Genomic DNA, 13,274 nt, shown 5'->3' with positions numbered 1-13,274 from the left:
GGAGAGAGTCTTGCGGGATGAGCTGCTGGCGTTTCTGTTTCCACGGGACATGGGCATAGCCGAAAACAGCCAGACGGTCTGGCCTCATTCCAGCAACACGCCGGGCCGTGTCCTGTACGCTCTCGACTGTCTGATAGGGCAGGCCATAGATCAGGTCGATATTCACCCCATTCACCCCTGCCGCACGGGCCTGCTCCACACAGGCCAGCGTCTGCTCGTAAGACTGCACACGCCCACAGGTCTCCTGCACAATACGATCAAGGTCCTGCACACCGAAACTGATGCGGTTGAAGCCCAGCTCGGCCAACAGGGGCAGCATGCCCTCCGGCACATGACGGGGATCCATCTCCATGGCGATTTCAGCATCATCAGCCAGCCGGAACTGTTCCCGCACTGCGGACATTACGTTACGCAGGGCCGTTTCTGGCAGGGTTGTCGGTGTGCCGCCACCAAAATGGAGATGCCGGACCACACGCCCTTGCCCAACCAGTGCAACGATACGGTGCATCTCCTCTAAGAGAAGGTCACCATAGGCTGCCCGTGCCTCTTCCTGCCGCATCACTGCCGTGTTGCAGGCACAGAAGCGGCACAGCTCGTCACAAAACGGGACGTGGAAATACAGGGAGACGGACTGCTCTGGCGGCAGGGCCTTCAGCCAGTCTGCCACCTCCTGCGGCCCGATGGCATCAGAAAAACTGACCGCCGTAGGATAGCTGGTATAGCGTGGCAGGTTGCCGCCATAACGGGCGATCAGGTCAGGAGAAATATTTGCAGCCACAGTCTCACCATAATCCAGTCTCGGTCAGGGAGCTTCTGCTTACAGCGGCGCACCCTGTTACGCAAACCACCCCATGGGCAGAATGTAACGGAACGATTAACCTGTCTGAGAAAAATGGCTGGGAGACCTGGATTCGAACCAGGGCTGACCGGGTCAGAGCCGGTAGTTCTACCGCTAAACTATCTCCCAAGCGGTCGGGGCTTCCCCCTGGAGCAAACACACCACATGACTGGCTGGGAGACCTGGATTCGAACCAGGGCTGACCGGGTCAGAGCCGGTAGTTCTACCGCTAAACTATCTCCCAAGCGGCGTTTGCTGGAGGGGTTCTAGCCCCATTCCCCCCACGACGCAAGGGGGATGGGAAAGTTTTTCCTTATTTTACCGGACGCCGGAGTGCGCTGGCCAGAAATGCTCCACCAATCAGGACAAGCCCGACAAGCCCCGTCACCCACTCCGGCACCTCCACCAGCACGCTGACCAGCATCAGGAGGGAAAGGATGAAAATGGTGTAAAACGCCCCATGCTCCACATAGACATACTCGGCCAGAGCATTCGTTTTCAGCATGGAGAGTGTCATGGAACGGACAAACATCGCCCCCACGCCCAGCCCCAGCGCAATGACAACTGGGTCCGTCGTGATCGCAAAGGCCGAGATGACACCATCAAAGGAAAAACTGGCATCAATGAATTCCAGATACAGAAAGGTCAGCAGCCCCCCGCCAGCCGCCATGCGGGACGCCCCCGGCTCGCCTATCAGCCAGACCAGCGTTTCCTTGCCCAGAATATAGGCCGCAATCCCCCCGCAGCCCCAGAACAGGAAGGCCATCGGGTCATGCCCCTGCCCTATCAGGCGGGTGATGAGCATGAGAACTGCCAGTGTCAGCCCGACCGGCAGGGCTGACACCCCGCCCAGACGGGCTGCCGGACGCTCCAGCCATGAGAGCCAGTGATGCGTCTTGTCATCATCCAGAAAATAGTTCAGCGCAATCAGCAGAAGGAACGACCCACCAAAAGCGGAAATCATGTCCTTTGCCCCCAGCATGATGGCGGCATAACGCTGCGGCTCCATGATGGCGAGACGGGCCGCCTGCCATGGTGACAGCCCGGCCACCAGAGCGACCAGAAGCACGGGGAACAGGAACCGCATCCCCAGTACGGAAAGAGGCATCCCCCAGCTGATGTACCGCTTCTGCCAGCGTGGCGACATGGTTTTGAGGATGCCATAATCCACGATGGCATTATCCATGGATTCAGCCGTTTCCATCAGGGCAAGAATGGCCACGCCCTCCACACCCATGAGAGCACCGTACAGGCTGGGCGTATGTCCGTACCCCAGAGCGGCACCAACACACAGGGCCAGAGCGGCCAGAACAAAAGCGACGTAAAACTGTCTCAAGAGCTGTACCTGTTTCTCAAGATGATGAGCCTTTCTGCTCATGATCCCTCATCCCTTACAGGCAAAAAGGGGCAGGCAGCAACGGACAGGCTTTGCAGGGCGACAGTAAGAGCCTATCTTTCCCTCCATGAGTCCGAAACACACGCCTCCTTCCTCCCGCCGGCCAAAGGGCGGTGCCACGCCACCCCGCATCCCCGGCAAACCCCTGCGCCACTCCCGCACGCCCGGCACCCGGGATACGGCGGATGACGCGGCCACCTCCCAGACACTGCGAACCCAGACCGTAAAACTCCGCAAGGCACGGGGCCGCACGCCGGCGCAGCAGCGCTGGCTGAACCGCCAGCTGAACGACCCCTACGTGACAGCGGCACGACAGCAGGGCTGGCGCTCCCGTGCCGCCTTCAAGCTGCTGGAAATGGATGACCGCTTCCACTTCATCAGGCCCGGAAGCCGGGTGGTGGACCTCGGGGCCGCCCCGGGAGGCTGGGCACAGATTGCCGTCAAGCGTGGAGCTGCCAAGGTGATCGGCGTGGACCTGCTGCCGGTGGACCCGGTGCCGGGGGCCGAGATCATCGAGGGTGACTTCATGGAGGCCGACATGCCGGAGCGGCTCCAGGCCATGCTGGGCGGGCGGGCTGATCTCGTCATGTCCGACATGGCACCGAACACGACCGGCCATGCCGCAACCGATCATATCCGCATCATGGCCCTGGCCGAAAACGCCTTGGATTTCGCCCTGAAGATATTGGCCGAGGACGGAGCCTTCATCGCCAAGGTCTTTCAGGGAGGGTCCGAGAAAGACATGCTGGACCTGATGAAACGCAATTTTACCGTCGTCAAGCACGTCAAACCCCCTGCCTCCCGCAAGGAATCGAGCGAGCTTTACGTCATTGCCACGGGTTTCCGTGGTGAGCCGTGAGTTCAACGACTATCCGGAACCGATTCGGAACCTCTTCATAGAGGCGCTCTGCGGCCATCAGGACGCCTGCTTTGCCCTTCTGCCGATCGGTCTGGAACAGTCCCTGTTTCCGGTCCTGTCCCGCTGCGTTCCACAGGAATTCCCCCGGAACATTCCGAAGCACATTGCCCAGTTCTGGGACAGCCCTGAACCGCCGGAAGACGTCCGGGCTGCCATGAAGGGCATCCGGAATGACAACCCGGCTTTCTCCTACCATCTGGAATGTGATGCCTCCGCCCGGGCGTTCATCCATGACCACTATGGCGCCAGCATCACCGCCCTCTATGACGTCTGCCCTCACCCGGCCATGCGGTCGGACTTCTGGCGGCTCTGCTACCTGCATGTAAAAGGCGGCGTCTATATTGATGCGGATGTAACAAGCCGTGCCCCTCTGACAGACATAACCAGAGGCACACATTTCAGGACGCTGTTACCTTATTCCGTCGGCGAACCATGGTGCCTCGACAATGACGTACTCATCCAGGAGGCTGGCAACCCTCTCATGCAGCATATCATGGAAACCATGTTCCAACGGGTCCGGCACATTCTGGAAACCGGCTATTTTGAAAATGTCTGGGTCTCGACCGGCCCCGGCGCCATGGTTGTCGGCACGATGAGCTGGATCGCCCACACCCTGAAAAACCAGAAAATTCCATTCCATGAGGTCAGCCAGTTCCTGATGGCAGCAGGAATCGCCTTTGTTGCCCATCGTCAGGTCGAGCAGACACTCGATACCTGCTCACACTTTGCCTACCAGAGCACCAATGCCAACTGGCGAAAATTCATGAGGTGGCCTGACAGCAACACCCCCTGATCCTGACAGCAGGATCCATCACCGTTCCGCTCCAGTCATCATTTCCTGCACGGCCTGCATCAGGACACTTCGCTCATGAGGGGCCGTGACATCGGCCAGCGTGACTTCATCCAGCACATCCATGAAAGCGAATCGGGCTTTCAGCAGCGTCTGTTTCAGACGGCAGCCACCAACCAGAATGCAGCCAGAGGCTCCCTCCTCCTTGCCCATGCAGCCGACAAGGGCGAGATCATCCTCCGTGCAGCGGACAATGTCTCCCAGATAGATCTCCTCAGCATTCCTGCCCAAACGCAGCCCACCATTGCGGCCACGCAGCGTCTTGATGAAGCCGTGCCGCCCCAGCCTGTGCACGACCTTGACCAGATGATTCTCTGATATGCCGTACACGCGGGCAATCTCGCCAATGGAGACGAGACGCTCCTTCTGTGTCTCCAGATAGATCAGGGACCTGAAGGCATAGTCGGTATAGAGGGTCAGACGCATTCCGGGAGCTTCCTTCCGGTCGTGTTTCAGATGATCCGGCGTCACTCCAAGCCTGCATGCAAAAGAGGAGACGTGGTGGCAGTGGCTCCTTCTCCGAAACTAACAGAAAGATGACATCTGCCAACCTGTTTCCTTGCCTCGTCTCTTCCGGCTTGACAACGGCTGGTATCGACCTATTTTAAAGATGTATTTTCTATACACCTTTTAGAGAGTGTGATCCTTGTCCATTTCCCTCACCCCACAGACCCGTACCATCGTCAAAGCCTGTATTCCTGCCCTGGAGGCTCATGGCGTTGACATCACCAGAGAGATGTATCGCCGCCTTCTGAGTGATGAAAACATCCGAGACCTCTTCAACATCTCCCATCAGAAAAATGGCGACCAACCCAGGGCCCTGGCCTATGCCGTCCTCGCTTATGCCCGCCATATTGACGGTCCCACGGCCCTGAAAGACATGATCGAGCGTATTGCCGAGAAACATGTCGGACTGAACATCCTGCCAGAACATTACCCCCATGTTGGCACAGCGCTGCTTGGGGCCATTGCCCATGTCCTGGGAGAGCAGGCCACACCTGAAATCATGGAGGCATGGAAAGAGGCTTATGGTTTTCTGGCTGACGTATTGATCAACCGGGAACGGCAGATATATGAGGACCACGCCGCCAGAAAAGGCGGCTGGACAGGATGGCGTGCCTTCCGCATTGCCGATCGGCATGAGGAAACGGCTGACACCGTCTCCTTCATTCTTCAGCCGGTGGATGGCCAACCCGTCATGCAGCACCAGCCGGGCCAGTATCTCAGCTTCCGGCTGGACATCCCTGGCCATGGCCCGGAGCGCCGCAATTACAGCATTTCATCAGCCCCGGCAGATGACCATTACCGCATCACTGTCAGGAAACAGGAAGACGGCGTCGTGTCCCGCTGGTTCCATGACGATGTCCGGGCAGGTGATACTCTGGATGTCTCTGCTCCAGCCGGTGATTTCTTCCTGCAATCTTCCTCCGAAAGGCCGCTGTGCTTCATCTCTGCCGGTGCAGGCATCACGCCTGTCATGTCCATGATGGAAGCACTGACCACCCGCACTTCACATCCGGCCATCCATTTCATTCATGGCACCCAGACAGCAGACAACGAAATTTTTGCCCGCAAAACCCATGGGCTGGCTGCCTGCGGAGCCATTACGGCAGACCTGTTCTACAGCCAGATGAACAGCCTTCCACAACGGACAGATGGCCTGAACTGCCATACTGGACGCCTCACACCCTCATGGCTGAAAGCGCATAAGGACAGACAGGCTGATTTCTATATCTGTGGCCCGACAGAGTTCATGGTCAGCATGATCCACACCCTGCGGGAGCAGGATATTCCCATGGATCGCATCCATTATGAAATGTTCGGCTCTGCATCCACCCCCTATCTCGTCACACAGGCCTGAACCTGTCCGACACCGCAACGACATGAAAAATGGGGCGGCACCATTATTGCCGCCCCATTCCTGCTTTGCGGGTTGAAAGCAACCTTCAGCCTGCCTCGGCCGGGCGAACCTTCTCCAGCAGCTTGGTCAGAGAAGCCAGAATCTTCCGGGCCATGCTGATACGCACGGCATTGGTCATTTCCCGCACCATGGCCAGCTTGTGGTCAGGCCGTATCTTCACACCGGCCTTCTCATTACGGGCAACCCAGCGGATCAAACCATCAGGGTTGCCGAACCTGTTCCTGCGGAACTGGAGGACCATGCCTTTCGGGCCTGCCTCCAGCCGCTCCACGCCCGTCTCACGGCAGAGCTTCTTGATCATCACGACATCCAGAAGGTTCTCCACCTCCTGCGGCAGAGGACCGAAACGGTCCACCAGTTCAACCCGCATGGCGTCCACATCCGCCTCATCCTTCAGGGCGGCAATGCGGCGGTACAGGCCAAGACGGACGGGCAGGTCCTTCACATAGTCCTCCGGCAGCAGCACCGGCAGGCCGAGGATGATGTTCGGCGTCCAGCCCGTATCTTCCTCCTCGCCTTCGTTCCTCATCCGGCGCAGGTCCGTCACGGCGTCCTGAAGCATCTGCTGGTACAGCTCGATTCCCACCTCCTTGATGTGACCGGACTGCTCATCCCCCAGCAGATTTCCTGCCCCTCGCAGGTCAAGGTCATGAGAAGCCAGCGTGAAGCCCGCCCCGAGGGAATCAAGCGTCTGCATGATCTCCAGCCGCTTGACGGATGAAGCCGACAGGACATGCGTCTGCGGCCAGGTCAGATAGGCATAGCCCCGCTGCTTGGCCCGCCCCACACGGCCCCGCAGCTGGTAAAGCTGCCCAAGGCCGAACATGTCCGCCCGATGAATGATGATCGTGTTGACCCGGGGCATGTCCAGCCCACTCTCCACGATGTTGGTGGAAAGCAGGATGTCGTATTTCCCCTCCGAGAACTCCGTCATCACCGTTTCCAGCTCGGTGGGAGTAAGGCGGCCATGAGCCTCCGTAATGCGGGCATCGGGCACGATCTCCCGCAGCCGGTCGGCCATGTGCCGCATGTCCGTCAGACGGGGCACCACGCAGAAGACCTGCCCTCCCCGGAAGCGTTCCCGCTGGATGGCCTCATGAATCATCACCCGGTCAAAAGGCGTGATGAAGGTGCGTACGGACAGACGGTCCGTCGGCGGGGTGGCGATAAGGCTCATTTCCCGCACGCCGGAAAGGGACAGCTGAAGCGTCCGTGGCAGAGGCGTGGCGGACAGCGTCAGCACATGCACGTCTTCCCGCAGGGCCTTCAGCTTCTCCTTATGGGACACGCCGAAATGCTGTTCCTCGTCAATGATGAGCATTCCCAGCCGTTCGAACGACACGGCTTTCGAGAGCAGCGCATGGGTGCCGATGACAATGTCCACCGTTCCATCAGCCAGCCCTTCCCGCACCTTCGTGGCTTCCTTGGCCGTGACCATGCGGGAGAGCTGCTCCACCTTCACGGGCAGCCCCTCGAACCGCTTCCTGAAGCCGATATAATGCTGCCGGGCCAGAAGGGTCGTGGGTACGACCACCGCCACCTGCATCCCGGACATGGCCGCCACGAAGGCCGCCCGCAGGGCCACTTCCGTCTTGCCGAAGCCCACATCACCACAGACGAGCCGGTCCATCGGCTTGCCACTGCTCAGGTCCTCCAGAACGTCCGCAATGGCCCGTGACTGGTCTTCCGTCTCCATGAAGGGGAAACGGGCGCAGAATTCATCCCACATCCCTTCAGCCGGGGCCATGATGGGAGCTTCCTTCATGGCACGGGCCGCCGCCGTGCGGATCAGCTCTCCGGCCATTTCCCTCAGGCGGGTCTTCATCTTCGCCTTGCGGGCCTGCCACGAGCTGCCGCCCAGACGGTCGAGCTGCACCGCCCCCTGCTCGGAGCCGAAACGGCTCAGCAGATCAATATTTTCTACGGGCAGAAGAAGCCGCTGCTCACCATCATACAGGATGGAGAGATAATCATGGGCCACACGCCCTTCCCGCACCGTCTCCAGCCCGACATAGCGGCCAATGCCGTATTCCTCATGCACGACAAGATCCCCCTCTGAAATCTCGCCGATCTGCGTGATGAAGTCATTGCCCTTGCGCCTGCGCCGGGGCGGACGGGCCAGACGTTCCCCCAGCAGGTCCTGTTCGGACACGAAGGCCAGACGCTCCCCGGTGAAGCCCCGTTCCATGCCCAGCACGACAAGCCCGACAGCCCCACGGGCCATGCCCGCCGCCTGCGCCCAGTCATCGAAACTCTCGCAGGGAATATCATGGTCCCGCAGCAGGCTGCTGATCCGCTCCCGGGAGCCGTTGCTCCAGGCCGTCAGATAGGTCCGCCGTCCCTGCTTCGCCCAGTCCTGCACATGGGTGGAGAACTGGTGGAAGACCCCTTCCCGTCCGGCACCGCCCATGCTGGCAAAGACCGGACCCGGCCTGTACCCGGCATCCACGCCTTCTGCGCCATCGGGCTGGGCGAAAGGTGACAGCAGGACGGTGGGGTGACCCTTCAGCATCCCGTCCCAGCCATGACGGTTCAGATAGAGCCGGTGCGGTGGCAGGGGCCGATAGGGCAGCTCCCCCTCATGCCCGGCGGCACAGCGGGCCTGATAATGGTCGGCGATCATGTCCAGCCGTGCCGTCAGAATTTCCGGCGTGTCCCGTTCGAAACTCAGGGCGGCATCCGGCAGGTAATCCAGCAGGGTTTCCATATGCTGGCCGTCGCCGTCATGGAACAGTGGCAGATAATGCTCTGCTCCACTGGCCCTGCGTCCTTCCAGAAGCTGGCGGTAGAGAACATCCTCCATCGCTCCCACGCCGAACACATCCCGCCAGCCCGTCTGGAAGCGGCTCAGGCTGGGCTTGTCCAGCGCATATTCCGAAACCGGCGTCAGGCTGAACTCCGTCCGCTGGTCCGTGGACCGCTGGGTGGCGGCATCAAAACTGCGGATGTTGTCCACCTCATCCCCGAAGAGGTCCAGCCGGACAGGCTCCCCGGAATCAGCGGGGTAAAGATCGAAAATGCTGCCCCTCATGGCGAACTCGCCACGTTCCATCACCGTATCCACACGGCTGTAGCCGTTGCCCACGAGCCGTTCCGCCAGACTGGTCGCATCCAGCGTATCACCGACCTTCACATGGATGGTCTGCCCCGCAAAGGCCGCACGGGGCGGCACACGCTGGAGCATGGCATGGATGGTCGTCAGCACGATGCGGCCCGTCTTGGGCCGTGGCTCCAGAAGGTGGCTCAGCGTGGCGGCACGCTCGGCCACGATGGAAGGATTGGGGGAAATCCGGTCATAAGGCAGACAGTCCCATGCCGGAAAGCGTAGGACGGTGACTTCCGGCATCAGCCAGCCCAGCATGTCCGCCAGAGACGCCAGGGCAGCGTCATCATGTGCCACATGAACAAGCGTCCCCTCATGTTCCGCCAGACGCTGACGGAGCAGGAATGCCACCGCCCCATCAGGCACCCCCCAGACTGTCGGACCAAAGGACGCAACGGCAGAACGATCAACAGGCATCAGGGCGGGCTCTCCACTAAGGACATTTTTATTATCGGCCGGTTCTGCTACCCTATAGCCCTCCACAGCCCCCCTGTCAGCCCGGAAGCCACCCGCCCCCGATGCCATGCCCCTAGCTCCCCCTTCCGCACGGATTGCGCCACTTCTGGCTCCCATCAGCAGCCTGCCGGGCACAGGCCCCCGCCACGCCACGATGCTGGGCCGGATCAGCGGCGGCAGGCGGATCATCGACCTGCTCTTCACCCTGCCAGAAAAGCTGATCGACCGGCGCAGGCTCATGAGCGTCGCCGAGGGGCGGAAACTGCCAGCGGGCGACATCCTAACAAGCCGTGTCCGTGTGACAGGCATCCGCCGCCCCGTCCGCTCCTCCCAGCCCACCATCCTGACCACCAGAGACAGCACCGGCACGCTGGAGATCACCTTCTTCCAGAAGGGGCGGCTCTTCCTCCCCCCAGAGGGGGCAGAAATCCTCGTTTCCGGCAAGGTCGGGCATTACCATGACCGGCTGACCCTCTCCCGCCCGGACCACATCATGGCCTGGGAAAAGAAGGACAGATTCCCGTGGCTGGAACCGGTCTGGCCTCTCACGGCCGGGCTGTTTCCCTCCACCGTGCGGAAAGCCATGCAGGCCGCCCTGGCCCTGATCCCGCCCGACCTCCCGGAATGGCTGGACCCGCCCCTGGTGAAAAAACGGAACTGGCCCAGCTTCGCCACGGCTCTTGGGCTGATGCACTTCCCCGAAACACTGCCTTCCGACGACGACCCCACCCCCATTCTGGAGCGTGCCCGTGCCCGGCTGGCAGCCGATGAAGTTCTGGCGGACCAGCTCTGCCTGGGGCTGGCCCGGATGCAGGCCCGGACACGCACGGGCCGCCCGCTGGCGGGCGATGGCTCCCTGCGCCGTACCCTGCTTGAGCGTTTCGGCCATGAACCCACACCGGCGCAGCGACGTGTCATGGCCGAAATCGCAGCTGACATGGAGCGTCCCGCCCCCATGATGCGCCTGCTCCAGGGTGATGTCGGCGCCGGCAAAACGCTTGTCGCCCTGACGGCCATGCTCCAGGCCGTCGAGGCCGGAACACAGGCCGCCTTCATGGCCCCGACGGAGATCCTTGCCCAGCAGCATGCCAGCACGTGCGAGGCCCTGTGCCCGGTGCCGTTCGTGTTTCTCAGCGGCTCCGTCAAGGGGAAGGCACGGCGGGTCGCACTGGCGAAACTGGCCGATGGCCATGCGAAGATCGCTATCGGCACCCATGCACTCTTTCAGGATGGCGTCACCTTTGCCGACCTCGGCCTAGCCGTCATCGACGAGCAGCACCGCTTCGGCGTGGAGCAGCGCATGAGGCTGGCCAGCAAGGGGGCAGCCACCGACCTTCTCGTCATGACCGCCACCCCCATCCCCCGCACCCTGCAACTGACGGAATGGGGCGAAATGGGCGTGAGCCGGCTGGACAGCAAGCCAGCCGGCCGCCAGCCCATCCATACGACCGTGCACAACATGGGCAAGCTGGACGACATCTTTGCCGGCATGAAACGGGCCCTGGACCAGGGGAAGCAGATCTTCTGGGTCTGCCCCCTCATCGAGGAGAGTGAAACGCAGAGTGCCGCAGCGGCAGAAGAACGCTGGGCGGAGCTCACAAAACGTTTCGGCCCCATCATCGGGCTGGCTCATGGCAGGCAGGACATCGACACGAGGCAGAACGCCCTGACGGCCTTCCAGAAAGGCCAGACCCGCCTGCTGGTCGCCACCACGGTCATCGAGGTCGGCGTGGACATTCCCAATGCCACCATCATGGTCATCGAACAGGCCGAACGCTTTGGTCTGGCCCAGCTGCATCAGCTGCGTGGCCGTGTCGGCCGGGGGGCACAGAAATCCTTCTGCCTGCTGCTGCACAGTGAAGGCACCAGCTTCATAGCCCAGCGTCGCCTCCACCTCCTGCGGGATACGGAGGATGGCTTCCTGATTGCCGATGAAGATTTCCGCATCCGTGGTGGTGGCGACCTGACAGGCAACCGACAGTCCGGCCTGCCGGGCTTCCGGCTGGCCGACCCGACCCGCCTCTCCCTGCTTCTGACAGCCATGCGGCAGGACAGCCAGCGTGAACTCACCCGCAACCCCGACCTGACAGGGCCAAGGGGAGAGGCCCTCCAGGACCTCCTGCATCTGTTCGACCGGGCCATACCGGACAGACTGCTTGTATCTGGCTGAAATAAAAGACTGTCACAGAAATTGTTAACAATATTTGTTCAGCCATAAACTTACATTATTGTCATCTCTACGAAGGAGTGGCCTACAATTAGACTTCCAGACGACGCAGCATAATAACGGCAGAAAAAATTATCGTAATTTCATCTTTTTCCTTGTGGCTTAATTGAAAAAACATGCTACCGTCAGAAGTGGAACATGCAGGCATGTTTCCAACATAATGACCCTGAGGGAGCGGATCGACCGCTTCCTCCCTGATGACCCCAGTACGGGACGAGACCCTTGAGAAATAATAGATCCGACCGCAGCTCCTTTTCCTCTCGCCGCGGCGGTTTTGACCGCGATTTCATGACCCAGCCTTCCTATTTTGATGATCGCGGCAGTTACGATGCCCCGCGTGGCGGTGGTTTTGGCGGTGGCGCCCGCCGTGGCGGTGGCCGTGGTGGCCCGCAGATCACCCCGACAGGTCCGGAGATCACCGGTACCGTCAAATGGTTCAACACCGAGCGTGGCTTTGGCTTCGTTGGCCTGAGCGATGGCAGTGGCGATGTTTTCCTCCATGCCAACACGATCAGCGCCCTCGGCCATGCTGAGCCTGCACCGGGAACGACCGTTGTTGTCCGTGTCGGCCAGGGGCCGAAAGGCCGCCAAGTGGCTGAGGTGATTTCTGTCGATGCCAGCACGGCCACAGCAGAAACCCCCCGTCGCCCTGCCCCCATGCGCCAGGAACGTTTCCATCCTGCTCCGGACCTGTCCCAGGCCGAGGAAATGCGTGGAATCGTCAAGTGGTACAACACCACGAAGGGCTTCGGTTTCATTACGCCTGAGACAGGTGGCAAGGATGTGTTCGTCCACGCCTCTGCTCTGGAGCGCTCTGGCCTGCATGGTCTGGCTGATGGCCAGCAGATCGGCATGAAGGTTGTTCAGGGACACAAAGGCCCTGAGGCTGTAGAGATTACAGCCGAATAAGACAGTCTTCCGCATCCGCTGAAGAAAAACCCCACGTCCCTTACGGGCCGTGGGGTTTTCTGTATCCTCTGCCCACAACCAGCAGAAACGGGCATCCCATCCTGCTACTACTGGCCCGAGGCAGCTTTAACGGGGAATTCCCCTCAATAATCTCCACGCCCTTTGTTACGGAGCAGACGGGCCTTGTCTCGCTGCCAGTCACGGTCTGCAATGGCGTGGCGTTTGTCTTCCTTCTTGCGCCCCTTACCAAGACCAAGTGTCACTTTGGCTACACCACGGGCATTGAAGTGAATGTCCAGCGGAACCAGTGAAGCCCCGGCTCTGGTGACCTCTCCAATATATTTGGCCAGCTGTTTGCGGTGCAGCAGCAGCTTGCGAGGAGCCCGTGTATCAAACCGGGACAGCACCCCTCCCTGATATTCCGGAATATAGGAATTGATGAGCCACAGCTCACCATTCCGTTCTACGGCGTAGGCCTCGGTCAGTGTTGCTCGGCCCATGCGAAGGCTCTTGACCTCCGGCCCCTTGAGAACAAGACCCGCTTCAACCGTTTCCAGAATGGTATAGTTGAAACGGCCCTTCCTGTTCTGCGCAGCGATGCCATGGGAAATGAGCCCACCTTTTGTTTTTTTCTTGCTGGCTGCCATGGTCCGTC

General features: G+C 60.6%; 10 protein-coding genes and 2 tRNA genes. 5 read left to right on the top strand and 7 right to left on the bottom strand.

The features are described from left to right. The 4 genes from ASO19_RS04330 to ASO19_RS04315 all read right to left on the bottom strand — a co-directional run. A partial coding sequence (locus tag ASO19_RS04330) for a radical SAM protein (RefSeq protein WP_146046912.1) occupies positions 1–778 on the bottom strand: 778 nt, incomplete at its 3' end. Positions 779–893: 115 nt separating this feature from the next. Beyond that, positions 894–967: transfer RNA gene (locus tag ASO19_RS04325), tRNA-Gln, on the bottom strand. Positions 968–1,008: 41 nt separating this feature from the next. Then, positions 1,009–1,082, bottom strand: a tRNA-Gln gene (locus ASO19_RS04320). 69 nt (positions 1,083–1,151) lie between these two features. Beyond that, complete coding sequence (locus ASO19_RS04315) at positions 1,152–2,216, bottom strand: DUF475 domain-containing protein (RefSeq protein ID WP_103765475.1); 1,065 nt, start codon at positions 2,214–2,216, stop codon at positions 1,152–1,154. A gap of 85 nt (positions 2,217–2,301) precedes the next feature. Between ASO19_RS04315 and ASO19_RS04310 the strand changes: the two genes are divergently transcribed. Together ASO19_RS04310 and ASO19_RS04305 are read left to right on the top strand one after the other, a co-directional pair. Next, positions 2,302–3,093, top strand: a complete 792-nt coding sequence (locus ASO19_RS04310) for an RlmE family RNA methyltransferase (RefSeq protein ID WP_103765474.1) — start codon at positions 2,302–2,304, stop codon at positions 3,091–3,093. Further along, the gene (locus ASO19_RS04305; RefSeq protein ID WP_103791300.1) at positions 3,083–3,946 is read left to right on the top strand and encodes a glycosyltransferase family 32 protein; all 864 of its coding nucleotides are present in this window, start codon (positions 3,083–3,085) and stop codon (positions 3,944–3,946) included. The genes ASO19_RS04310 and ASO19_RS04305 overlap by 11 nt, the downstream gene beginning before the upstream one ends. A gap of 18 nt (positions 3,947–3,964) precedes the next feature. Here the strand turns inward: ASO19_RS04305 and ASO19_RS04300 are convergent, their stop codons facing one another. Next, on the bottom strand, positions 3,965–4,429 hold the full coding sequence (locus tag ASO19_RS04300) for an RrF2 family transcriptional regulator (RefSeq protein WP_081563464.1): 465 nt from the start codon (positions 4,427–4,429) through the stop codon (positions 3,965–3,967). A gap of 220 nt (positions 4,430–4,649) precedes the next feature. On the opposite strand from ASO19_RS04300, the gene hmpA reads away from it, so the two are divergent. Then, positions 4,650–5,864 carry an NO-inducible flavohemoprotein gene (gene hmpA / locus ASO19_RS04295; RefSeq protein WP_103765472.1) on the top strand — a complete coding sequence of 405 codons (1,215 nt, stop codon included), beginning with the start codon at positions 4,650–4,652 and terminating at the stop codon, positions 5,862–5,864. Positions 5,865–5,949: 85 nt separating this feature from the next. On the opposite strand, the gene mfd is transcribed toward hmpA, so the two are convergent. Continuing rightward, on the bottom strand, positions 5,950–9,444 hold the full coding sequence (gene mfd, locus ASO19_RS04290; protein WP_103765481.1) for a transcription-repair coupling factor: 3,495 nt from the start codon (positions 9,442–9,444) through the stop codon (positions 5,950–5,952). A gap of 106 nt (positions 9,445–9,550) precedes the next feature. On the opposite strand from mfd, the gene recG reads away from it, so the two are divergent. Next, entirely contained in the window at positions 9,551–11,653 is a 2,103-nt protein-coding gene (gene recG, locus ASO19_RS04285) for an ATP-dependent DNA helicase RecG (protein WP_103765471.1), read from the top strand. A 279-nt stretch (positions 11,654–11,932) separates the two neighbouring features. Continuing rightward, entirely contained in the window at positions 11,933–12,619 is a 687-nt protein-coding gene (locus ASO19_RS09260) for a cold-shock protein (RefSeq protein ID WP_103765470.1), read from the top strand. Positions 12,620–12,762: 143 nt separating this feature from the next. Here the strand turns inward: ASO19_RS09260 and smpB are convergent, their stop codons facing one another. Next, positions 12,763–13,266: an SsrA-binding protein SmpB gene (gene smpB / locus ASO19_RS04275; RefSeq protein ID WP_081563081.1), complete on the bottom strand. Its 504-nt coding sequence runs from the start codon at positions 13,264–13,266 to the stop codon at positions 12,763–12,765. Positions 13,267–13,274: the final 8 nt, after the last annotated feature.

This window comes from Parasaccharibacter apium, from assembly GCF_002917995.1.
In the GTDB taxonomy this organism is placed as follows: Bacteria; Pseudomonadota; Alphaproteobacteria; order Acetobacterales; family Acetobacteraceae; genus Bombella; species Bombella apis.
This window is presented reverse-complemented; position numbering and strand designations above follow the sequence as displayed.